The following is a 22,269-nucleotide window of genomic DNA, read 5'->3' on the forward strand; positions in this document are numbered from 1 at the left end:
CGCGATCCACCCCAAGGAGATGATCATGAAGAAATTGACTCAAGGCCTCCTCGCCACCGCAGTCGTCGCCAGCCTGGGCGGCTTCGCCACCAGCGCATCGGCCCAGGCGGAACCCTTCATCGGCCAGATCATGTGCGCCGGCTTCAATTTCGCCCCCCAAGGCTGGGCCGAGCTCAACGGCCAGCTGTTGCCGATCTCCACCAACACCCCGCTGTTCTCGCTGCTTGGCACCACCTACGGCGGGGACGGCCGCGTCACCTTTGGCCTGCCTGACATGCGCGGCCGTGTGCTGATCCACGCCGGGCAGGGGCCCGGCCTCAGTAACCGGAATCAGGGGGAGAGCGCTGGCGCCGAAACCCAGACCATCGGCGTCGCCAACATGCCAGCGCACACCCACCAGGTGGCACCGCTGGGCAGCGGCTCCGACGCCACCGCGGTGTCGCCGGCCGGCGCAATGCCGGCCTCCAAGGCGCGCACCACGCTCTACACCACCGGCGGCCCGGCGTTGCCGATGGCGGCCACCACCAGCAGTTCGACCGGCAGCGGCACGCCTATTTCCGACATGCAACCCTATCTCGTGGTGAAGTGTTTCATCGCCCTGCAGGGCATCTTCCCGTCACGCAATTGAAAGCCGCAACGATATTCCCGCAGTAAGAAACGGCGCCCTGGGCGCCGTTTCTTCATGGGCGGCGCTCAGCCCTGGCGGGCGGATTCCGACGGCAGCTCCCCGAACATCCGCTTGTAGTCCCGCGCGAACTGGCTCATGTGGGTGAAGCCCCAGTCGTAGGCGACGCTGGATATCGGCCGCCGGCCTTCGCCGTAGCGCAGTTCGCGGCGTACCTCGTTGAGGCGCAGGCTGCGCATGTAGGCCAGCGGCGGCAGGCCGGTGATGTCCTCGACGCAGTTCTGCAGCGCCCGCCGGCTGACGTGCAGGTGGGCGCACAGGTCCGGAATCGCCGGCGGCTGCTCGGGGCGGTCGAGGACGAAGCGGCGCAGCTTGTCCACCAGCTGCTGGTGCTGCAGGCGCGTGCGGCTCGCTGCAGCCGGCTGGCTGTGCTGGCCGGTGAGCATCGCCGCCAGCGCGTCGAAGATGCGCAGCTGCAGTTCCTCGGCGGTATAGCCCGGGCTGGCCGCCGGCCCCTCCGCGTCGGCGAGGATGCCGGCCAGCGTCGCGCACAAGGCCTCCTTGTGGCCGGGGGCCAGGTTGCGCACGTCGCCCTGCTGCAGCAGACGGTCCAGATCCTGGTGGGCGGTGTTCTCCAGGTAGTCGGCAAAGGCCAGCCGATCCACCACGATGCCGAACAGGTCGAAATCCGGCGCGGTGATCAGGTCGAACTCGGCGCCGCCGTCGCGCACGCACACCGCCTGCGACGCCAGCGCCTTGCCGCCCATCGCCATCATGCCGTCCCGTGCCGCCGGAATGCCGAACCACACCGAGCTTGGCCACGCGGCACAGGTCTGGCGCAGCTGGCGGTTGGCGCTCTCCACGAAGACCTGGGTCTTGGGCAGCCACAGCTCCGTCACGCTGCCCTCGAAGTGGCCCGGCGACAGCTGGTCGTAGCGCTGGTCCCACTGGGACAGGTTGTGGGCCTGTTCGTCCGCATCCCGCGCGCGGGTCACGCGGCGCAGGGGACGGAGCCGGGTGGACGGGGGCGGGAGGAGGCTGTTCATGGAGGTGTCCTGCGGATGAGTCATGGCGAGCGCGAAGCAAGCCGCGTACCGCTGCCCCTCCACTGGCCGGAAGGGCTTGCCGCTGCGGGCGCCGGGCAGGGCAGGGGGCGTCGCTGCGAGGGGGCCACGGCGCGTGGAAACCCCGCTTCGGCCCCCCTGTTGGTGCATTGCAGCAGCGGTCGGCACAGGGCTGGTGCGCGTTTTGGGTGGTGTGTTGCAGGCGTATTGCAGTCGTGCCGAATCTTGCTATTGCGGTGCTGAAACTTGCTACGTGCCACCCCGCCCGCTGATCCACGATTCACCCATCGATCCCTTAGGAGTGAATCATGAGCGCAACAAAGCAGTCCTCTCCCGCGCTGTCGGCCACGCTTGGCACCTGGCAGCTGTGGGGCATCGCCGTCGGGCTGGTTATCTCCGGCGAGTACTTCGGCTGGAGCTTCGGCTGGGCCTCGGCCGGCACCCTCGGCTTCCTGGTCACCACCATCATGGTGGCCATCATGTACGGCACCTTCATCTTCAGCTTCACCGAGCTGACCGCCAGCATCCCCCATGCCGGCGGCCCCTTCGCCTACAGCTACCACGCCTTCGGCCCCACCGGCGGCTACCTGGCCGGCATGGCCACGCTGATCGAGTTCGTGTTTGCGCCACCGGCCATCGCGCTGGCCATCGGCGCCTACCTCAACGTGCAGTTCCCGTCCCTCGACCCGAAGATCGCGGCGACCGGCGCCTATATTGTCTTCATGGGCCTCAACATCGTCGGCGTGACCATCGCCGCCACCTTCGAGCTGTTCGTCACGCTGCTCGCCATCTTCGAGCTGCTGGTCTTCATGGGCGTGGTGGCGCCGGGCTTCTCGATGGACAACTTTGCCAAGGGCGGCTGGAGCGGGGCGGACAGCTTCTCGCTGGCGGCGATCCCCGGCATCTTCGCGGCGATCCCCTTCGCGATCTGGTTCTTCCTCGCCATCGAAGGCGTCGCCATGGCCGCCGAAGAAGCCAAGGACCCCAAGCGCTCCATCCCCATCGCCTACACCGGCGGCATCCTGACCCTGGTGGTGCTGGCGGTCAGCGTGATGGTGTTTGCCGGCGGCGTGGGCGACTGGACCAAGCTCGCCAACATCAACGACCCGCTGCCCCAGGCCATGAAGACCATGGTCGGCGAATCCAGCGGCTGGCTGCACATGCTGGTGTGGCTGGGCCTGTTCGGGCTGGTCGCCTCCTTCCACGGCATCATCCTCGGCTACTCCCGCCAGATCTACGCCCAGGCCCGCTCCGGCTACCTGCCGGGCTGGTTCGGCAAGGTCCATCCGCGCTTCAAGACCCCGCACCGGGCCATCATCGCCGGCGGCGTGGTCGGCATCGCGGCGATCTTCAGCGACGAATGGCTGTCCTTCGGCGGCCAGAGCCTCACCGCCAACATCGTCACCATGTCGGTCTTCGGCGCCCTGCTGATGTACGCCCTCAGCATGGCCGCGCTGTTCAAGCTGCGCAGCACCGAGCCGCGCCTCGCCCGGCCCTACAAGGCCCCGTTCTACCCGCTGTTCCCGGCCATCGCGCTGGCCGGCGCGCTGATCTGCCTGGCCACGGTGGCCTGGTTCAACCCGCTGCTGGCCGGTGTCTTCGTGCTGATCCTGGCCCTCGGCTACGGCTACTTCCAGCTCACCCACAAACAGCGCGAAGCGGCCCCCATTGCGGCGCTGGCCGCCGAGGCCGAGTAAGGCGCGCGCCCGGAGTCTTCGACCATGAGCTACACCTGCACCCTCGGCCTGCGCCGCTACGCCTTCGGCACCCTGAAGAACCTGCTCGCCAAGGCCAGCCCGGCGCGCTCCGGCGACATGCTCGCCGGCGTGGCGGCGGCCTCGGAAGAGGAGCGCATGGCGGCCCGCATCGCGCTGGCCGACGTGCCCCTCGCACGCTTCCTGCAGGAAGCCGTGGTGCCCTACGAAGAGGATGAAGTTACCCGCCTCATCCTTGACGAGCATGACGTGGAGGCCTTTGCACCGGTGGCGGGCCTCACCGTCGGCGAATTCCGCGACTGGCTGCTGTCCGATGCTGCCGACGCGGACAGCCTGCAGGCCCTCGCACCGGGCCTGACCCCCGAGATGGTCGCCGCGGTGAGCAAGCTGATGCGCAACCAGGACTTGATCCTGGTGGCCGCCAAGTGCCGCGTGGTGACGCGCTTCCGCAACACCCTCGGGCTGCCCGGCCGGCTGGCGGTGCGCCTGCAGCCCAACCATCCGACTGACGATCCGAAGGGCATTGCCGCCTCCATGCTCGACGGCCTGCTCTACGGCGTCGGCGATGCGGTGATTGGCATCAACCCGGCCACCGACAGCCTGCCGGCGATCACCACCCTGCTGCGCCTGATCGACGAGTTTCGCGAGCAGTACGACGTGCCGACCCAGAGCTGCGTGCTGACCCACGTCACCAACACCCTCCGCGCCATCGACAAGGGCGCCCCGGTGGACCTGGTGTTCCAGTCCATCGGCGGCACCGAGGCGGTGAACCGCAGCTTCGGCGTCACCGCCGCGCTGCTCGACGAGGCCAACGCCGCGGCGAGGGCGCTGGGCCGCGGCTGCGTCGGCAACAACGTGATGTACTTCGAGACCGGGCAGGGCAGCGCCCTGTCCGCCAACGCCCACCACGGCGCCGACCAGCAGACCCTCGAAGCCCGCGCCTACGGGCTGGCGCGGCGCTACCAGCCGCTGCTGGTGAACACCGTGGTCGGCTTCATCGGCCCGGAATACCTCTACGACGGCAAGCAGATCATCCGCGCCGGGCTGGAGGACCACTTCTGCGGCAAGCTGCTCGGCCTGCCGATGGGCTGCGACATCTGCTACACCAACCATGCCGAGGCCGACCAGGACGACATGGACACCCTGCTGACCCTGCTCGGCGTGGCCGGCATCAACTTCATCATCGGCGTGCCAGGGGCCGACGACATCATGCTCAACTACCAGAGCACGTCCTTCCACGACGCCCTCTACCTGCGCCGCGTGCTCGACCGCCGCCGCGCGCCGGAATTCGAGGACTGGCTGGAACGCATGGGCATCGCCGACTACCGCGGCGAGCTGCTGCCCCAGGGCGACACCCAACCGCTGCTGGCCCTGGCCGGCCGTCTGTAAGGAGGAGGGCGCATCATGAGCAAACCCGCCATCGTCACCCCCGACCCCTGGCTGCGCCTGCAAAGCCTGACCCGCGCGCGGGTCGCCCTCGGGCGCAGCGGCGTCAGCCTGCCAACCCGCGAGGTGCTGCGCTTCGGCACCGCCCACGCCCAGGCCCGCGACGCGGTGCACCAGGCGCTGGACGTGCAGGCCCTGCAGGGCGAACTGCACGAAGCCGGCTTCAACACCCTCGCCGTGCACAGCCAGGCGCCCGACCGCAGCGTGTATCTGCGCCGCCCCGACTGGGGCCGCCGCCTCGCGCCGGACAGCGCGGACCTCCTCGCGCAGCAGGCGCCGTCCCTGTGGCCGGCGGCGCCCAAGCTGGCCATCGTGGTGGCCGACGGGTTGTCGTCATTGGCCACCCGCAGCCACGCGCAGCTCTTGCTGGAAGCGCTGCTGCCGTATTTCCCCGACCTGCGGACGCTGCCGGTGGTGGTGGCGACGCAGGCCCGCGTCGCGCTGGGCGACGAGATCGGCCACATCCTCGGCGCCGAACAGCTGGTGATGATGATCGGCGAACGGCCGGGCCTGTCGTCGCCGGACAGCCTCGGCCTTTACCTCACCACCCATCCGCGCCCCGGCCTCACCGACGCCAACCGCAACTGCATCTCCAATGTGCGGCCCGAAGGGCTGCCCTACGCGGAAGCCGCCCGCAAGCTGGCCTTCCTGATCGCCGGCGCGCGCCGCCTCGGCCGCAGCGGCGTGGACCTGAAGGACGACAGCGACAGCCACGGGCTGTTGCCCGACGACGCCGACCTGCCCGCGCTGGAGACCACACCGCCCACCTGACCGCCCGCGCGGCCGGCTGCCGGCGCCGCGCCCAAACCCGTTTCGCCTTACCCCCTATTGATTCACTTCAAGGAGATCGTCATGCCCGCAGCAACCCACCGCGCCCTGCGCACTGCGCTTCCCCTCGCCCTGGCCGGCGCCTGCCTGGCCACCGCGCTGCCCGCCGCCGCGGCCGACGGCGAATCCGCCTGGACCGTGCCGGTCAGCGTCAGCTTCGTCAGCGACTACATCTTCCGCGGCCAGTCCCAGAGCTGGGGCAAGCCGGCCCTGCAGTTCAGCGTCGAGGCCGACCACGCCTCCGGCGCCTACGCCGGCTTCGCCGCGTCCAACGTGTCCGACCACTGGCTGCCCGGCGCCGCGGTGGAGATGGATTTCTACGGCGGCTTCCGCGGCAAGGTGACCGAGGCCGTCGGCTACGACGTCGGCCTGATCTACTACACCTACCCCGGCGCCAACTGGCACGACTCCGCCTTCGACGGCTACAACCGCTCCAACAGCCTCAACACCGCCGAAGCCTACGTGTCGGTGAGCTACGACTGGCTCAGCTTCAAGACCGGCCGCACCCTCACCGAATACTTCGGCTGGAGCACCAACAACTCCCCGGTAAACGGCGGCTTCTACGGCGACGCCAACGCCGGCGTCACCGGCAGCACGCGCGGCTCCTACTTCTACGAACTCAACGCCGCCCGCGACGTGGCCGAGGGCTGGAACCTCAGCGGCCAGATCGGCCGCCAGGTCATCGCCAACTCCACCGGCCTCGACATCAACTACTACAAGCTCGGCATCACCCGCAGCCTCCCCGACGGCTGGAGCGCCGGCGCCTTCTACTCCGTCTCCAGCGAGCCCAACGCCTACAAACACTTCCTCAGCTTGAGCGACACCACCTCGTACTCCGACATCGCCAAGAAAAAGTTCTTCATCAGCATCGCGAAGTCCTTCTAACAGGCGTGTGAGTTGAGCGTGCACGTGTGCACGCTCAACGTGCACCGCTGTGAGATCAACGTGCACGGGTGCACGATCAACTCTGGGCCGTGCACGCTCAACATTGGCGCGTGCACGATGAGCTACGGGCGGTGCACGTTGATCGTGCACCGGTGCACGATCAAGTACGGGCCGTGCACGTAGAGCGCGCAGCGCTGCAACATCAACATTGGGGCGCCGAAGGTCTTCTTCGGCGCCCCAATGTCCGTCCACGCACGGCCCCGGAGGAACCCACTATGGGCCATGCAGGGGTTTTTTCAAAAAACTGAATGTCATGGATTGCGCCGCTGTAATGCGAATGTAATATATCGCGGTGGCATTCCGCTTCTTCGCATTCATCGACAGGAGAATCCATGGCAACCGTTCTGAACACCCGCATCCCACCGCAAACCGTCCAGGCCGACATCGACGCCTTCGTCGGCCTCAAAGGCATCATCGGCTACACGCCGGTCAACCAGGACTATTCCCTCGACGCCGTCGGCCGTCTGCACGACGCCCTGCGCAAGGCCCAGGAAACCGAGATCCATGCCCAGAACGCCCTCGCCGCCGCCCGCGACGCGATGGACGCCATCGAACGCGACTTCCACGACGCCATCCTCGGCGTCAAAAGCCAGGTCAAGGCCCAGTTCGGTCCCGATTCGGACCAGGTCGCCGCGCTGGGCTTGAAGAAGAAGTCCGACCGCCGCCGCTCCCCGACGCGGGCCGGGAAGGAGGCTCCCAGCGCGGCGTGAGGCTCGGTTGTTGTGTAGTGCTCAGTGAATGAGGAAGGGCCCAGCGGATTGCTGGGCCTTTTCAATTTTGTGGGGTAGGGCTTGGAAGGCTGGATATGCGAGTGACGTGGTGCATAGTGCAGAGGGGGAGGTGGGGGGATGATTTGGGTTGTAGGGGAAGGGGGGCGCTTCGGTCAGTGTTGATGGTCGAAAGGGAATTGATTGAAGGCAACTTCCGGCCAGGAGCGGCCGGTTGTCATCCGATCCAGATAGCGGACATTCGGGTTCGGAGGTATGCTTTCGGCCTAAGCACTACATGAACCGAATCCTCCTACTATGCTGTCGGTTGCTGCTTTCCCTGTCATGTTATTTTGCATTGTGCGTCGTTTTCGTTTTTGAAAAATAACTTGCCGACCGTGTTATCCGGCATTCCGATGTTATGCGGCAGAACTGTCGCCAGGAAACAGAGTTATACATGAGGAGAGTTTTGTGCACGAAACTGATGACAAATTCTATGAACGAGCAGATGCGCACATTCATCTTTCGAACGACCAGATTTCTGAGGACATCACAAAGGGCAAGGTCAGTGCATCAATGATGTACGCCACCGCAAGATTTAACTCTTGGGTGAGCGCGTGTGGCTGGCACAACGCAGAAGACATGGCTGCCGCAAAAGAAGAAACCATTGAGTATTTTGTGGCTGAGTACCGCAACATGCTTAATGAAAATATGGATGACTACATCAATAACTTTCAGCCATATATGCAGACAAATCAAGAAGCATAAGCCTGCGCTCAAGCGGGACGCGCCTTCGGCGCCCCCCTTAGCTCCACGCTGGGAATCGCAATGATCACGGTGTTTCTTTACGGTGGATCGGGGAAGTTCTGTGGTCCAAGTGCCTTTGAGTGGAACAGCCCCGAGATTGGAAGCACACATCGCTTTATTCTTTTCGTCGCTCACGAAAGTAATGAAGCACAGCACGAGACTGCAATATGTGAGCTACAGCAATTTGGCTTTACTGATTTACAGGTTGGTCACGGCAAGCCCATTGCTGTCGAAGCATTGAATGAACCGCAAATGCAGGTCTTTCAAAAGCACTACGAAGGAGCAATTGCTGAGGGCTCTTCACTCGTCTGGTATGCATAGGCCGTCTGCAAATGACCCCAATCTGCCCAACCCATCATTCCAGCGGATCGCCTTCGGCGCCCGCTGAATTCAAACGTTGAATGACAGCTTTCCTCAAAGCTCAACGGCAACATTGGGTCGGTACCTGCCCTCCGCTACAGCAAGCACGCTGCTGACGGCCGGGAACGGCCTGTCGAATTTGCCTTCTCATATGAAAGATTGGACGATATGTGCATACCAATACGCTTTCGCCAATTTCCGCTCGCCTTGATGGCGCTCCTTACCGTCTGTATGGCATCCCAAGTTGCTGCGGGAGAATTCTTAGTCGGTGGCCGTTCTGTAAAGATAGAAGAGCTTAAGCGAAACGACGTGTATGCATTTTTGGCTGATGACTGGGCTAAATTTGACAAGCATGTAAAGGATGCGCCTGACAGGATGTCAGGAAAAGTGCAGCCTGTTGATTGGTATCTACAGGTTACGCCTCCTTTTCCAACAAACTGGCCGCCACGGCAGGTGCAAAGCGTGACTTATTATGCTTATGCGGAATACCAGGAGTTGTTCATGCACGGGCCCGTGCTTAGTCGCTCCGCTCCATGGGCTAAAGTGCGACTGAATGAAGGAATGCCTGCGGAAAAGGAGATATTGGCAACCACCATTGGCCCTGTAGTTCACGGAGAGGGGAGCAGCCCAATCGGCCAAGTGCTGGCCCGCCGAAGAATCCAGATCATCCAAAATGGGGAAGCGCATTTGTCCAGTTTCGTGGGCTGGAGGGCTATCCCTGACAATGAAGCTGAGGTGACGGCAATCAGGGAGTACTACTGTCAATGGATACTTACCAATCGGACTGCGGACCTGATCAGGGAAAATCATCAGGCTTTCTTCGAATGGCTCTCTTGCCCGCCACGAAGCATGGTCCCGGTCCTTCCATTCCCTAAGAAGCTCTAACAAAAAGGCCAATTCCCCCCCTGTTCACGCTGGTCGAATTTCGTTAACCTCGGCCTTGTTTCTTTGAATATAGGACATGGCCAAAGCACTTCTCGACGACGATCTGTGGGCCTTGATCGAACCGTTGCTACCTCCCGCCAAGCCCCGTCGGAGCAAGTATCCGGGGCGCAAGCCGCTCGATGATCGAGCGGTTCTGACCGGCATCCTGTTCGTCCTGCAAAGCGGCATCCCTTGGGAGATGCAGCCCCAGGAAATCGGCTGCGGCTCGGGCATGAGTTGCTGGCGGCGCCTGCGTGCCTGGCAAGAGGCCGGTGTCTGGGACAGGCTGCATTAGGTGCTGTTGGCCCGCTTGCGCACGGCCGACAAGATCGATTGGTCTCGTTGCATCGTCGATTCTTTGTCGGACCTATCCGCTCCCCGCTGTCAATCGGGGGCGGGCCAAAGTCGGGTTGACAGACCGGAACACAGGAACCGGCAGGCCGTAGCCTCCCAACTTGGCCCGCCATTGATCGACGACGCACCAAGGGTGTACGAACAAGAAGCCGTTATCGGGCTGGCATGCCGCGGGCGTCAAGATGGACGACGTCTGTGCGGTGGATGGGGTGGGAGGAGGAGATCAACCCACTCTTACAGCGCAAGCTCCCCGACCGCTTTATTCGCGTTTGGCACTGCGTTGGGAGCCAGGGTTGGGATGTTCATTCCTTCGATCCGGATGGTTTGCACATCCACGATGCCGATGAACCCCAGTATTTGGCGCAGGTAGGGTTCGACGAAATCCCAGGGGCGCCATGGTCCTTCTGTGAAGATGCCGCCTGAAGCAAGCACCAGGATGGCCTTCTTGTCCTGGGCCAGACCAAGAACGCCGCCATCGGTGTACTGGAAGGTTCTGCCCGGCCGCACAACCAGATCGATCCAGGCTTTCAGTGCGGAGGGTATGCCGAAGTTCCACATCGGCGTTGCGATTACTAGAAGATCCGAGCCGAGAAGCTCGTCGGTCAGTTGATCCGACTGCTGGGCCTTCTGTTTCAGATTTTCTGCTTCATCAACGTTTGTGGTCGAGATAGCCCTGAGCGTGGCCTCGTCCAAGTGGGGGAGGTGCTCGATCGCCAGGTCGCGGCAAATAAGCTTTACCGATGGATAAAGGTCGCGTAGCCGCGCGGCAAGCGTGTGGGTAACAGATCGACTCGCCGAGTCTGTTCCCCTTGGACTTACTTCAATCATAAGGATTTGCTTCATGGCAGCCTCTTTGTTTGATCTTCATCTTCCCGTGACGGGGGGATTCAGCGGGTGTGTGCTGTCAATACGTTCCAGGCTGCGAGCGAATCCATATAGTCTCGCCAGTGCGCGATTTGCCGGTTTTCGATTCTGATGATCGAGCAGAACCGATTGTCGTATTTCACGCTTGTTGCAAGGATGGTCCCATGGATCTCGTATTCGATGACGACGACGCTGCCATTGTCTGCTGTGTGGGTTATCAGCCGATCGGCGGACTGCAGCTCGATACTCTCGCAATAGCCCTTGAAGCGGGCCATCAGATCGGCCCGCCCTGGAATCACGCGCGGCCAACCGGGAATGTCGTAGAGAACTTCATAGACAACGTCGTCGGCGACAATGTCGAAGAAATGTTCTCCTTCAACAAGATCGCCCAGTGCTTCCCGTACCAGTTTGAAGTAAGGATCGGCTGCCTTGTAGGCAGCATATTTCGGATTTGGCATCTTTGACTCTCCAGGCGTTTGGAACGATTGCTTGAAAGTGAGAGACCAATATATCCAGGAAGCTTCTTGATATGAAGAAGGCACTTTTAAATCAGTAACTAACCTCAAGGTAAGCCATGCATAAACCTGGCAAGGGCGGTCCGCTGGATCCGGCCGCAATCTGCAGAAGTTCGGATCCGATGGCCGTCCGGGAGTTGCTGACGAAGATTGGTGACAAATGGACCATCTTTGTCGTTCTTTCACTCGACCTACTCGGAGGTCGTGCCCGATTCTCCGAACTCGAACGTGCGGTTCCAGGTATTTCGCAGCGGCTGCTGTCCTCAACCCTGAAGAATCTCGAACGCGACGGTATGGTTGTGCGGGAGGTCTTTCCCGAGGTGCCGCCCCGCGTTGAATACGAGCTGACGGATCTGGGACTGAGCCTGTTGCTCCCCACGCAAGGATTGGTTGATTGGGCAAAGACAAATTGGGAGCAGGTCAGAGAGGCGCAGTCCAGATACGATGCAAGATAGTCGCTAGGGCGGTACGGGATGGAGGGGGGCTCATAAGGCCCGCCTGGATGTGTTTCCGTGGGATCGGAGGCGTGTGCGTATCGCAGCGGAGTGGCGCACGTGTGTGCGCCTTATGCGTCCCAGGAGTGCTTTCCCGACGAGCGCCGGTTTCTCAAGCACTACGATTCGTAGGAGGAGGCGCTTCCGGAATGGTCGGGGGGACGTCCCGGAAGCGGGTCGATGGTGGCGACGTGCAGGGGGCATGCGCAGCCACCCATTGCAGGCTGTCAGTCAATCGCCCTGCGTTTGACACACCGGCATGTTCGCCTGCCGGTGCATCCGGATGGCATTGGTCAGCTCCCGCGCTTCGTCAGCAATCATCGCGCAGGCCCACAGGTAGTGTTCCTGCTGGTCGGCGTTCATGCGTCGGAAGGTGTCGCCAGCGTTGCCGTGGGGCATGGCGAGCAGGGCGTGTAGCTGTGCCTGGCGGGCGGTGAGCTGATCGGTGAGGGCCAGGGTGTCCACGTTGTCGGCGAATTGATAGACGGGGCTGGCTGGAGCGGGGAATGCCAGGGGCGTGTTCATGGTTGTGACTCCTGTAGTGCGGTTTTGTACTCCGCACTCCCGCTGCTAAACGGGGGGCGGAACCGAGCAGGGTTAGCAGACCGGCCTACAGGAAACCGGCAGCCCGAAGGCTCCCCACACGGTTCCGCCATTGAACAGGCGTGACCATGCAGCCGACGTGAAGATACCGCTTGCGCGGCCATCGGCCTGTAGGTTGCGAGCTGCTAAACCCGATCGCTGTTGTTGCAGCGACGCCCGGAGTATCGGGCTGGCATGTGTGGAGCGTCAAGGTGGGGGGAGAGACAGAATCCGACTGGGACGTACGTAGATGGATGGTGTGCGTGTCGTGTAAGCATCTGTACTCAATGGACATATAGTTTGTCGGTGGGTATGCTGTAATGGTTGTTCCGAATACGCGCACGCAGTCGAGCTGATATGCGCACCGATTTGAGCGGTGGTTGTTCGACAGGCTCGCAGGGGCCGACCTCTTCAACGATTTCCGCAGTGGCTTCGGCTATTTATTCACGTCGCCCAGTCCTATTGCCCCTCGTATTTGCTGCTTTCGCACCGGTACACATCCTCATCAGCCAGCACCTCAGATCGCAAGATTAAGCACCTCGCAACTGACAGCCTCAAGCCGCAAGGCGGCAAAGACAGAAATGGAGAAAAGATGTTCAGTCACATCATGGTCGGTACCAATGACATTGAACGCTCACGTTGCTTCTACAACGCGCTTCTCGGTGTCCTTGGCGTCGATGAGCCCGTCCGGAGTGAGAACAAGACCGGCCAGACCCGCTTGTTTTATCGCCACGATGGTGGGACGTTTTGCATCAGTCAGCCAATCAACGGTGAGCCGGCTACGCATGCCAATGGCGGAACGATTGGCTTCAAGTGCAATTCACCGGAGCAGGTCCGGTTGTTTCACGACGTGGCGGTTGCGAACGGAGGCGCCTCCATTGAAGAGCCGCCAGGTCTTCGTGAAAACAAGGCGGGGTCCGTGTATGTGGCGTACGTGCGCGATCCGGACGGAAACAAGCTCTGCGCGCTGTTCCGGCCGATGTAGCCGCCATATGTATCGCCGACCCATTGCGGCAGCACACGCAACCAAACCTCTCCATCGAGGGGACCTGTCTTCGGCAGTCCCCTTGCGTCTAACGTGGCCCCCATGCTGAACATGCGCACTTTCATATTGCCATTCACGTTCTCTGCGCTGCTTATGGTTGTTGCTCCCGCCGGAGCCACCTCCGCAGACTGGCCCAGCCAGATAGTGAAGCTCGAAGATCTGCAGCCTCTGACAAGATTCAGGTTTGTCGCACCGGGAATCGTTGTGAGAGGCCGCATTACAGGGCCCGCAATCCTGAAGGCCCACATTGCGTCCGACGGCTCGGTTGTGCGAACTATGCTTCTTTCCTCTTGCGGCAACTCGAACCTCGATGAAGCTGCGCTGCATGGCATGCGGGAAATGCGTTTCGCACCGTACACCCTGGATGATGAGCCGACCGAGGTGTCGATGGTCGTCCCTGTTCATATCCCCAAGAACTGGGGCAGAAGGGATTGATGCTTGTTTTCCAGGGCGCGTTGTGCAAGCAGCATTCAACCCGTCATGTTGTTTTGGGGCGCGGGTAGTTGCTGTTTTAAACAGTGACTTGCAGAGCGCGTTATCCGGCATTCCGTTGCTACGGCGCAGAACTGTCGCCCCATAACAAAGTCAGGCCCGGCAGGAGGCAATATGCAGCTTATTTACATTCTTCTTTGTATTGCCGGTACAGCTTTGCCTTTATCTCAGTTTGTTCCGTGGCTTTCTGGGCATGGCCTCGATGTGCCGCTTCTGTTGCAGCAGGCTATCTCAAGTTATATCGCCGCATTCGCGTGGGCTGATGTCCTCATTTCGGGCGTCGCGGTCATCGTATTCGTTCTTGCAGAGGGGCGCAGGCTCGCAATGCCTTGGCTGTGGCTCCCGTTGTCTTGTCTTGTCGTTGGCCCTTCATTGGCTTTGCCGCTTTTCCTTTTTCTGCGGGAGCGTCATCTTGCCGCAGTAGAACATGGCAATTCGTTCAAACCGAAGCCGCTTCGCGCCTCGGTTTAAATCCGGCGTTAGAACGCGTAGCCGTGGCCCGGATCAAAAGTCTCGCCTTCGTCATTCTCGGTGGTGCCGCATTGGTTGGCGTCCAGGTTGTCGTGGCGAGAGTTCTGCCGCTGCTTGGGGCGGTGTTCTTTCTCATCACCATCGCGTTTCTTGAGGTAGTCGAAGCGCATGGCATTCCTACGCTTCAAGGTTCCCCTGACGGCTGGCCCATTCCAACCCAGTTGGGTTGGTTCTATGCGGCTGCTATATGGTGGTCTGCTTGGTCGGCTATGTTAGCGCTTGTCGTCTGGCGTCGTTCTCGTCGGTTGTCGCACAGGCTTTCCTAGTCCTATGGCACCTCACCAGATTTACCGTTTGTGCGTTGTTCGTTGTCAAAGATTGCTCTCAAATGCGCTCCACCCTTTCAATAGCAGAGTAGGAGGCTAATTGATAAGAAATATCAAGGCGTTGGCCATTGCGGTTTTGGTCGCCACGTCGCTGGCCGTGACGATGTACTACGTACGGCACCACGCACAGGTACCGGCCGGAGAACCGATCGTAGCCTTACCGCAAGCACTTACTCCCGAGGAGAGCAACACCCTTGAGCGAGAAGTAGCAGCGGGAAATCCCGATGCACAGTTGCGCCTAGCTCATAGACTCGAATTCTTTAACGGTAGTCAGATTCGGGCCTTCAGCCTGATGAGCGCAGCTGCGAAACAAGGACACCCGGGCGCCGAGTTGGAACTAGGAAGAAGGCTAATAGGGGATATTCCGATGTGGGAGCGCGATCCCAAGGAAATTCATCGATGGGCATCCTCCTCGACAGAGAGAGGCGTTTGGCAAGTAAAACCCGGAATAGAAGGGCTTTGGTTGGTCGAAAGGCCTGAAGAGGGTGTGTATTGGCTGGAGTTGGCCGCCAAACACGGTCAAGTCGAAGCATGGAACGATTTGGAGCGTATATACAAAGGCGGAAAGGGCATTGCGCGGAATTCGGAGCAGTCCGCATATTGGACTCATAAGCTGGCAGAAGCGGGAGATCAGTTCGGTATTGTCGACTACGCCAAGCTACTGGAAAAGGGGGAGGGTGTCAGACGTGACTCCATTCAAGCCTTGGGTTGGCTGTACTTGGTGATCGCGGCAGTTCCTCCCGAAGTCGGGAGTGGAGAATTCGCCCGTCAGATAGCGAAGCGCATAGAGGCAACGCTGACCGCCGACGAAATTGCCGCTGCGAGAGAGAAGACCAAGGAAATTGCCACCAAGACCCGCGTCTGTATTGGTGGGTTGCAGAATTGTCGTATGGCCAGTCCAGATATTGTTCGGCATTAAAATTATTCTGGAGCAGGAGATCGGACATTGTGGAACATCAACTGGTTTTGCATAGCGCCTCATTCCCTCTAAAGCAAAGTTGAGTGGCATGAAAGACGCACACCAATTTCAGGTGTTCGCGGACTATCAGCAGTTCTATCTGATGGACGCGGGCGTAGAGCCGATGATTCCGGAAGAGGTGACAGAGCAAGACATGTTGAGGCGTCTGCGAACGGCGCCGCACATTGTCGTCGTTCATGCGGAGTCCGCTACGCATGTACTCGTAGAGGTTGCGTTCGTTTCCGAGCCAACCGAGGCAAAAGGTGCATGGGAGCACCAAACTGAGTTCAGTATTTCGTTCCCATCCGGAAACGCGGTTCTCTGTGGTTGCACGGATTTCGTTCCCCAGTGCTCACGCATGAGCGTGGCGCCTGGAAACTACAGGGGACGCGCCTATTTTGCTGGCCGATCTGGAGGTGAAGAGCGTTACTGCCTTGTGCTTTGGCCTGCTGCCGTCAAACAATTCATTTCACCGGACCCGTAGCGGCAAGCTGTGCAAGTCGGGTGAATTCAAACGTTATGCGTCCTGAGAGCATTTGCCTTGCGCTACTCGGACCGTTGCCCTCGGAGTCTGAGGCAGCGGTGGAGCATCTAAAGCAGGTGGAGGCTCTTCTACTGTCTATGGCCAAGCCAGTATCTGACGACGAAGCACGTGCGCTAATGCGTCTCTTCGGGCCGGATGGTTGTTTCGGCCTGGCTTGGTCAATGCTGAATCTAATCAAAACTGCGCGGGGTTGGCCGCTGACAGATTGTTTGACCAGCCTGAGTAATCAGTGGGTCGTGATGCTTCCGATGCGCTGCACCCGGAGGAGTGTCAATGGATTTGTGTGGAACGGGATGGGCTAACGGAGGATGTAAAGTACCTTGCCGACGATATGGTCGGCCGGTACGAACCCCCACATTCGACTGTCGAAACTGTTGTCACGGTTGTCGCCCATTGTGAAGTACTGGCCGGCAGGAACATCGCAACTTAGACCATCAGCGAAATAGGTGCATTTCTCACGAAATGGGAATGCCAAAGGCGTTGCGACGTATGCGGGGGCTTCTCTCTCAATGAGCACCGAGTAGTCAGTACCCATCATCGACTCTATGAACCGGGGAGTCGAAACTTGCGACTTCGGATCAACGTGCTTACCGGCTACATGCGTAGACACGGCGCTGCCGTTAATGAAGAGCTTTTTCTCGCGATAGACGATCTTATCTCCAGGCAGACCAACAAGCCGTTTTGCGTAGGTTTTTGATCTGTCCTGAGGAAACTCGAAGACGACGATATCTCCACGATTTAGCGGAGCGGAAATAGAGGCATGCGTTAGATTCAGGCCGTAGCTGCCATAGTTTCCGTATCCCCACTTCTGGATGATCAGATGAGACCCAACAGGAATAGTCGGCAGCATGGACCCTGAGGGGAAACGGAACGGCTCGACGAGGAAGGCGCGCACCCCAAACACGATTGAAACAAATGCTGCGACTGTGCCTAGCAAACTGTACCAACGGCTGTAGCTTGGACGTAACTGCTCATCAGGATACTTTGCCGCCACGCGATAGGCATGCGTGGCACACGTGAGCGCAAGGGCGATCTGACTAGCGAGGACCGCAAGCTCCATGTCATGGAGATAGAAATCTCCAATGACCGCGATTGCAACAGAGGCAAGAAAATAGACGCCGGCCCAGGTTATGCGATCCACGTACATCATTGCGATTGGCTGGGCCACGAAACCCAGCAACGCGGCAACCCATTTCTTTGGCTTATTTGGCATGCGAGGCCCTTGGTAATGATGACGCCGAACTTTGTTTTAGGGCGACAGTTCCGAAGCATGACATTGGAACGACGGTGAACATATTCTGAGAGTTACTGTTTAGAAAAAGAAGCTACGCAACAGGCAAAATAACAAGACAGAAAAAGCAGCAGCCATCGGCATAGTGGGTTGATCCGATTGTGTTACGTGTAGGCGTATAGCATATCATGCTACCCGAATGGCCGCTATCTAGATCGGATGACGACCGGCCGCTCCTGGCCGGTAGCACTCTCTCGGCATCGAGACCGTAAGCGGCCACCCGTTGCATTTGGATGCTCTGTGAGAAGCCGCTTTAGGGTCAGATCTCGGTCTGCTCTGAGATCCTCTGAGGCATCATCAACCTCGGTGCCAAGGCAGCGGACCGTGGACTCAAGCTTGGAGTGGCCTGGCAAGAGTTGGATAACTATGCAGCCTTCCAGCGTTATGGCCAGCAATGCTAGGGGTAGATTCCGAAGTTATGCAGCAAAGCTGTCTCCCTAAAACAAAGTTAAGTTTAATTCATCACCATGGCCGCCATATTCGCCTTCAGATGCACAAGCTGCGGTGAGATCCATGAAGGATCTCCAAGCATTGGATATCTAATGCCCGATCAGTACGCCTGCTTGTCCGACGAGCAACGCGTGACCATGGGTGAAATCAGTAGCGACTTCTGTACTATCACGCATGAAGAGGGCACGGATTACTTCATTCGTGCCGTTCTGGAAGTCCCGATTCATGGTGTCGAAGAACCGTTCCTGTGGGGAGTCTGGGTTTCTCTGAGTGAGAAGAGCTTTGCTCGATACGTCGAAACCTACGATTCACCTGTGGAGGGTGACGGGTTCTTTGGCTGGGTTTGCAACTCTATTCCGGCTTATCCATACGAAGGTTCACGCGCAGCAAATGTGCTTGTGCAACTTGGCGGCCAGCGTCCGAAGGTGATGCTTCACAGGGGGGACTCTGAGAACGATCCATTGGTGATCGACCAAGTTAACGGAATCTCGGTTGCGCGGGCGCAACAAATTGCGGAGCAGGCATTTCATGAGGCTTGAATTAGCTATTTGGTCATGACGGTCGAGCAAGCCAACGTAATTGATGTTATTCGAGCCGACGCCAGAATGGGCTGTGTCTATCTCACAATTGCGGACCACTTGGAGTGGGATGGCGAGCACTTGGTGATGCTTCAAGAAAAGCTGAACTCCTATTTGGCGTTTGTCGAAAGCGGCGAAATAAATACGGCGTACCCGCCTTCGTTGAATTGTGCCGTCGCCATTGATCTGGTGCTGAAATACAGACCTACGGCTGAAGCCGAGGCTTTTCTCGCACAAGTGACGGCTATCGTCGAGAGTGCAGGCCTTACTTTCCATTACGGTCCTCTCCCCACGGGCTATGAAAACGACAATAGCTAACCCTGAATTTGAGCTGAAGCTACGAGATCGAGTCGTGATACGCGGGCTATTTTTGCGTTCCGCGTCATGAGCGAATCGCCTCAACCTCGCATTGAACCCGCGATACGAAAGATTTTTGCACCAGTACTGCGAGAAGACGGATTCTCCGGTTCTGGCTCGACCTTTCGTCTTGTTAGCGGAAGTTGGATTCAGGTTGTCAATGTTCAGGGCGCGCGGCAAGGCGGTTCCTTTGCAATTAATCTTGCGGTGCATCCTCTGCTGGTTCCTGATCTTGAAGGCAAAGATCCTGCCCCCCAAAAAATCACTCAGGAGCTTTGCGAATTTCGCCGCCGACTCTCTGAGACGGGGGGAGATCAGTGGTGGAGGTACGAGCGGACAGAAGAAAGTATGGCTTTTGCCATGAAGGCGGCAGTCTCGGTGTACGAAAGGGTTGGCCGTGCGCTCTTCGCTGGTATTTCCGGCCCGTCGTCGCCCTTCATCACCGTTACGCCCGCTGAGTTCATCGCTGGTTCTTTCGACTTCAAGGGCTTTAGTTCTACGAAGGTCCGCATGGCTCTTACACTCGCACGTCTTTTCAAGAAGGAAGGGCGCCTCGCCGATTCAATGGCATTGGCCACCTATGGACTTGAAAATGTCGGAAGTGCGGTCGCTCTCCGTACCGAGCTTCAACAATTGTCGGAGGGCAAATGACGCCGACTCTCCCGGCCAACCGGGCCAGCGTGCGAGGCTGGCTGACATCATGCGTTCCTTGCTGCTTCATCTGTTGAAACTGCTCCGCATCATCGCGGTTGTCGTTGTCGCCTTGATTGCCCTGGCCATTGGTGCATTGCTGTATCTGATACCGGACGCCTGCGGCAATGAGGTGTTGTCTGAAGTCGTGGCTCCCGGCGGCCGGTTGAAAGCCGTGGTCTTCGAGCGCGATTGCGGCGCGACCACCGGTTTCTCGACTCAGGTTTCCATTCTCCCCGTTGCCGAGGCGCTCCCCAACAAAGCGGGCAATGTCCTGGTTGTAGACGACGATCACGGTAAGGCACCAAGCGGGCCGGGGGGAGGACCCGCGTTACGCGTGTCCTGGCTATCGGATCATCAGATCCGCATCGAACATCATCCGGACACTCGCGTCCTCAGATCGGAGTCCGAGTACGGGAACATCGGGCTTGAATATGTAGCAGCCACGCCCCAAGAGTGATCGATTGCCGCTCGGGAGCAAAGTGACACACAGTTTTACTGACAGGCAGGGCCATAACCGGGAATATGTTGGCGTGCATTGCCAGCAATGCTGGCGATGCAGCGACTAATCTTTTTGCCATTGATCATGCGCAAATGATGGCTCTCGAGGGGGGCGTATGTTCGGTGCTTACAGAATAGTGTTGGCCCTGATGGTTGCTTTGTCGCATATAGGAGGCGCCTGGGGCCTGGAGAGCGGGCGCCCCTGTTGCCACGAATAGGTGGAATGGCTTCGACCAAGGGCAAAAGTTGGGTTACGTCGTTGCGATTGGCGCCCGTCAGGATGACGGCCAGCAGAATGCACTGCGCGTCGGTGATCCGGCGGTGCTTGGAGCCGGCGCGTGCGATCGGTGGGATTGGGGCCTGTTTTTTGACCCGCACCCACTGCGCGAATGGAGGAAGACAGTTTCGTATCGTCAGTACTCTTTGAGCACTTTCTCGGTGGGCAGATAACGGCCCAGCGCACGATAGGCGTTCTTGTCGTCTGCGTGGATGTTCGTCTCTTGGAAAAGAAGAATGCATGAACGCAATAATTTCATCTCCGCATGGGGCCTTGTCGCATCAGCACTGATAATTAGTGCTTCACTCCTCAGCGCATTCGCGACGCCTCTAGGGGTTTATGATGAGGGGTTTGCCATAACGAATGCGGAGAGAATTATAAATGGCGAGAATCCACATTTGGATTATTGGACAGCCTACCCCCCGGGCACATCTCTGACTCTTTCGTTGTTTTTTGTACTTTTTGAACCAAGCCTTGTCGTAGCCAGAGTTGTTAATTTGCTCTGGTCATGCCTTCTGATCGGCTCTGTATTCTATTTTGTCAGAGCATTCTCTGGTCGGCTTGGCGCTGCTTTTGCTGCTACTCTCTCCAGCCTTTGGTTAGGCTCAGCCCTTTATCCTTCTTATTCCGCAACGCCGGCTTTGGCTTTGATTTTCTTGTCAATCGCATTGGCTGCTCAAGAAACGAAGCGAGGCGGGACTGGGCTTATACCTTTAGCGGGAGTAGTTGCTGGCTTCGTTGCTATATTTCGACACGACTTTGCGGCTTATTTTTTTGCGTCCGCGCTAGGAAGCTTCTTGGTTTCAATTGGTCTGCGTGGATCGATCAAAATTAGCGGCCGATATTTAAATTCAGTTGTCTCGTTCCTTCTTGTTTTTTTTGGAGTGTCTCTTTTTTTATTGGTCACAGTTGCTGCAAGAGGCGGCGTTGAAAATTTTATTGAGCAAGAAATTGTTTTTCCGGTAACCGGAATGAGAGAGAACCGGCTATTGCCCGTTCCTGGGTTCCTAGAGCTTTTCTTGATGTGGGACTTGAAATGGGTATTGAGATGGGTGTTGGCGTGGGGGGGGATTGTTTTCCCCCTTGCTGGGTTGGCGCTGACGACGAAGAGTCATATCAAGGCATTCCCAGGGTATTTCATTGCGGAAATTTTTTGCGCATTAATGACGATGATTTTTACCGTGCAGTCGCACAATCGTTTTGACTTGGCGCACACGGCACCATCCATGCTATTTTTATTGTGCTTTGCTTCTATTGTTTCGGCGCAGAAATCGGACGCAGCAGGATACGTGAGGAGGTCGCTTCAAATCTTTATACTGATGGCAGCGACATTGATGTCCATATATGCTGCGCCGTCTTATGGGAAGCTGAACGATTTCTCAAAATGTACGCTTGGTCGTTCTCTTGGTGATTGCATCCCAATACATCAAGATCAAATAGGTGCTGTGAACTACATAAATAAAAAATACCCTGAAGTTGACTATGTTTTTGTTGGAAATACTCATCACGACATGATTCTTTTCAACGATTCGTCAATGTATTTTTTGTTGAGTAAGCATGTTCCCGTGGCGTGGAGTGAAATGCATCCAGGGATCGTTACGACAAGACAAGTCCAAGAAAAAATGATCGATCAGCTCATTGCGCACAACGTAAGTGTTGTCATATTAGTTGACGTTGACAATTCGTTGGAGAAAAACAGTAGCGCCATTTCAAGCGGTGTATTTGTTCTCGATGAGTTTATTTCAAGGAATTTTTCTGCTGTTTACAAAGTAGGGCGCTACTCCGTACTGGAACGCAAAAAAAATTACTTGACGAGAAATTGATTCGTCAGCCCTGAACAATCAGTCCGCCCCTTCCATCGGGTACTGGTTGACCTGCATGGCATAGTCTAAATCGGATTGACGTTAATTTAACCGGGCTTTGTTGCACAAATGCGCTTGCGAGCGTGATGACCCCAGCCCCAGACAGGGGCCTGGGGGCGGAAAATTGAATACTGCAG

26 protein-coding genes and 2 pseudogenes are annotated in these 22,269 nt (G+C 58.6%); 21 read left to right on the forward strand and 7 right to left on the reverse strand.

Annotated features, from left to right (window positions below):
- The first annotated feature begins 25 nt into the window (after positions 1-25).
- Positions 26-628, forward strand: a complete 603-nt coding sequence (locus AC1PQG_RS03150; RefSeq protein WP_481121221.1) for a phage tail protein — start codon at positions 26-28, stop codon at positions 626-628.
- A 65-nt stretch (positions 629-693) separates the two neighbouring features.
- Here the strand turns inward: AC1PQG_RS03150 and AC1PQG_RS03155 are convergent, their stop codons facing one another.
- Complete coding sequence (locus AC1PQG_RS03155) at positions 694-1,671, reverse strand: helix-turn-helix domain-containing protein (protein WP_481121222.1); 978 nt, start codon at positions 1,669-1,671, stop codon at positions 694-696.
- 326 nt (positions 1,672-1,997) lie between these two features.
- On the opposite strand from AC1PQG_RS03155, the gene eat reads away from it, so the two are divergent.
- The 9 genes and pseudogenes from eat to AC1PQG_RS03200 all read left to right on the forward strand — a co-directional run.
- A complete protein-coding gene (gene eat / locus AC1PQG_RS03160; RefSeq protein ID WP_481121223.1) occupies positions 1,998-3,386 on the forward strand; it encodes an ethanolamine permease in 1,389 nt (462 codons plus the stop codon).
- Positions 3,387-3,410: 24 nt separating this feature from the next.
- On the forward strand, positions 3,411-4,793 hold the full coding sequence (locus AC1PQG_RS03165; protein WP_481121224.1) for an ethanolamine ammonia-lyase subunit EutB: 1,383 nt from the start codon (positions 3,411-3,413) through the stop codon (positions 4,791-4,793).
- A gap of 15 nt (positions 4,794-4,808) precedes the next feature.
- A complete protein-coding gene (eutC, locus tag AC1PQG_RS03170; protein ID WP_481121225.1) occupies positions 4,809-5,621 on the forward strand; it encodes an ethanolamine ammonia-lyase subunit EutC in 813 nt (270 codons plus the stop codon).
- 81 nt (positions 5,622-5,702) lie between these two features.
- A complete protein-coding gene (locus tag AC1PQG_RS03175) occupies positions 5,703-6,563 on the forward strand; it encodes a TorF family putative porin (RefSeq protein ID WP_481121226.1) in 861 nt (286 codons plus the stop codon).
- A 392-nt stretch (positions 6,564-6,955) separates the two neighbouring features.
- Positions 6,956-7,333 carry a hypothetical protein gene (locus AC1PQG_RS03180; protein WP_481121227.1) on the forward strand — a complete coding sequence of 126 codons (378 nt, stop codon included), beginning with the start codon at positions 6,956-6,958 and terminating at the stop codon, positions 7,331-7,333.
- A 468-nt stretch (positions 7,334-7,801) separates the two neighbouring features.
- On the forward strand, positions 7,802-8,098 hold the full coding sequence (locus AC1PQG_RS03185) for a DUF3144 domain-containing protein (RefSeq protein ID WP_481121228.1): 297 nt from the start codon (positions 7,802-7,804) through the stop codon (positions 8,096-8,098).
- 60 nt (positions 8,099-8,158) lie between these two features.
- The gene (locus AC1PQG_RS03190; protein WP_481121229.1) at positions 8,159-8,458 is read left to right on the forward strand and encodes a hypothetical protein; all 300 of its coding nucleotides are present in this window, start codon (positions 8,159-8,161) and stop codon (positions 8,456-8,458) included.
- 270 nt (positions 8,459-8,728) lie between these two features.
- Positions 8,729-9,382 (forward strand): hypothetical protein, encoded by a 654-nt coding sequence (locus AC1PQG_RS03195; protein ID WP_481121230.1) that lies wholly within the window; start codon positions 8,729-8,731, stop codon positions 9,380-9,382.
- A gap of 76 nt (positions 9,383-9,458) precedes the next feature.
- Positions 9,459-9,857, forward strand: a pseudogene (locus AC1PQG_RS03200) (transposase); the annotation flags it as partial.
- A gap of 152 nt (positions 9,858-10,009) precedes the next feature.
- On the opposite strand, the gene AC1PQG_RS03205 reads toward AC1PQG_RS03200, so the two are convergent.
- Both AC1PQG_RS03205 and AC1PQG_RS03210 read right to left on the reverse strand, forming a co-directional pair.
- Positions 10,010-10,618, reverse strand: a complete 609-nt coding sequence (locus AC1PQG_RS03205; RefSeq protein WP_481121231.1) for an FMN-dependent NADH-azoreductase — start codon at positions 10,616-10,618, stop codon at positions 10,010-10,012.
- Positions 10,619-10,662: 44 nt separating this feature from the next.
- Positions 10,663-11,097, reverse strand: coding sequence for a nuclear transport factor 2 family protein (locus AC1PQG_RS03210; RefSeq protein ID WP_481121232.1), 435 nt, complete (start codon positions 11,095-11,097; stop codon positions 10,663-10,665).
- Positions 11,098-11,213: 116 nt separating this feature from the next.
- Here AC1PQG_RS03210 and AC1PQG_RS03215 point away from each other — a divergent pair, with 116 nt between their 5' ends.
- Positions 11,214-11,609: a winged helix-turn-helix transcriptional regulator gene (locus AC1PQG_RS03215; protein WP_481121233.1), complete on the forward strand. Its 396-nt coding sequence runs from the start codon at positions 11,214-11,216 to the stop codon at positions 11,607-11,609.
- 270 nt (positions 11,610-11,879) lie between these two features.
- Here AC1PQG_RS03215 and AC1PQG_RS03220 read toward each other — a convergent pair whose 3' ends face one another.
- On the reverse strand, positions 11,880-12,173 hold the full coding sequence (locus AC1PQG_RS03220; protein WP_481121234.1) for a hypothetical protein: 294 nt from the start codon (positions 12,171-12,173) through the stop codon (positions 11,880-11,882).
- A 649-nt stretch (positions 12,174-12,822) separates the two neighbouring features.
- Between AC1PQG_RS03220 and AC1PQG_RS03225 the strand changes: the two genes are divergently transcribed.
- The 3 genes from AC1PQG_RS03225 (at position 12,823) to AC1PQG_RS03235 (ending at position 14,238) form a co-directional block, all read left to right on the forward strand.
- Positions 12,823-13,215, forward strand: a complete 393-nt coding sequence (locus AC1PQG_RS03225) for a VOC family protein (protein ID WP_481121235.1) — start codon at positions 12,823-12,825, stop codon at positions 13,213-13,215.
- A gap of 102 nt (positions 13,216-13,317) precedes the next feature.
- Positions 13,318-13,710, forward strand: a complete 393-nt coding sequence (locus AC1PQG_RS03230; protein WP_481121236.1) for an energy transducer TonB — start codon at positions 13,318-13,320, stop codon at positions 13,708-13,710.
- Positions 13,711-13,881: 171 nt separating this feature from the next.
- Complete coding sequence (locus tag AC1PQG_RS03235; RefSeq protein WP_481121237.1) at positions 13,882-14,238, forward strand: DUF2834 domain-containing protein; 357 nt, start codon at positions 13,882-13,884, stop codon at positions 14,236-14,238.
- Between the two features lie 8 nt (positions 14,239-14,246).
- Here the strand turns inward: AC1PQG_RS03235 and AC1PQG_RS03240 are convergent, their stop codons facing one another.
- Positions 14,247-14,408: a hypothetical protein gene (locus AC1PQG_RS03240; RefSeq protein ID WP_481121238.1), complete on the reverse strand. Its 162-nt coding sequence runs from the start codon at positions 14,406-14,408 to the stop codon at positions 14,247-14,249.
- A gap of 256 nt (positions 14,409-14,664) precedes the next feature.
- Between AC1PQG_RS03240 and AC1PQG_RS03245 the strand changes: the two genes are divergently transcribed.
- The gene (locus AC1PQG_RS03245; protein ID WP_481121239.1) at positions 14,665-15,543 is read left to right on the forward strand and encodes a tetratricopeptide repeat protein; all 879 of its coding nucleotides are present in this window, start codon (positions 14,665-14,667) and stop codon (positions 15,541-15,543) included.
- A gap of 88 nt (positions 15,544-15,631) precedes the next feature.
- Positions 15,632-16,066 carry a hypothetical protein gene (locus AC1PQG_RS03250; RefSeq protein ID WP_481121240.1) on the forward strand — a complete coding sequence of 145 codons (435 nt, stop codon included), beginning with the start codon at positions 15,632-15,634 and terminating at the stop codon, positions 16,064-16,066.
- 358 nt (positions 16,067-16,424) lie between these two features.
- Here AC1PQG_RS03250 and lepB read toward each other — a convergent pair whose 3' ends face one another.
- Complete coding sequence (lepB, locus tag AC1PQG_RS03255; RefSeq protein ID WP_481121241.1) at positions 16,425-17,339, reverse strand: signal peptidase I; 915 nt, start codon at positions 17,337-17,339, stop codon at positions 16,425-16,427.
- Between the two features lie 545 nt (positions 17,340-17,884).
- Between lepB and AC1PQG_RS03260 the strand changes: the two genes are divergently transcribed.
- From AC1PQG_RS03260 to AC1PQG_RS03275, 4 genes are all read left to right on the forward strand, one after another.
- The gene (locus AC1PQG_RS03260; protein ID WP_481121242.1) at positions 17,885-18,406 is read left to right on the forward strand and encodes a DUF2199 domain-containing protein; all 522 of its coding nucleotides are present in this window, start codon (positions 17,885-17,887) and stop codon (positions 18,404-18,406) included.
- A 15-nt stretch (positions 18,407-18,421) separates the two neighbouring features.
- A complete protein-coding gene (locus AC1PQG_RS03265) occupies positions 18,422-18,763 on the forward strand; it encodes a DUF6572 domain-containing protein (protein ID WP_481121243.1) in 342 nt (113 codons plus the stop codon).
- Between the two features lie 66 nt (positions 18,764-18,829).
- Positions 18,830-19,453 (forward strand): DUF4304 domain-containing protein, encoded by a 624-nt coding sequence (locus tag AC1PQG_RS03270; RefSeq protein WP_481121244.1) that lies wholly within the window; start codon positions 18,830-18,832, stop codon positions 19,451-19,453.
- Positions 19,454-19,502: 49 nt separating this feature from the next.
- The gene (locus tag AC1PQG_RS03275) at positions 19,503-19,952 is read left to right on the forward strand and encodes a hypothetical protein (RefSeq protein ID WP_481121245.1); all 450 of its coding nucleotides are present in this window, start codon (positions 19,503-19,505) and stop codon (positions 19,950-19,952) included.
- Between the two features lie 197 nt (positions 19,953-20,149).
- Here AC1PQG_RS03275 and AC1PQG_RS03280 read toward each other — a convergent pair.
- Positions 20,150-20,393, reverse strand: a pseudogene (locus AC1PQG_RS03280) (IS5/IS1182 family transposase); the annotation flags it as partial.
- Between the two features lie 113 nt (positions 20,394-20,506).
- On the opposite strand from AC1PQG_RS03280, the gene AC1PQG_RS03285 reads away from it, so the two are divergent.
- A complete protein-coding gene (locus AC1PQG_RS03285; RefSeq protein ID WP_481121246.1) occupies positions 20,507-22,093 on the forward strand; it encodes an ArnT family glycosyltransferase in 1,587 nt (528 codons plus the stop codon).
- Positions 22,094-22,269: the final 176 nt, after the last annotated feature.

Source organism: Zoogloea sp. GDB6 (assembly GCF_056724105.1).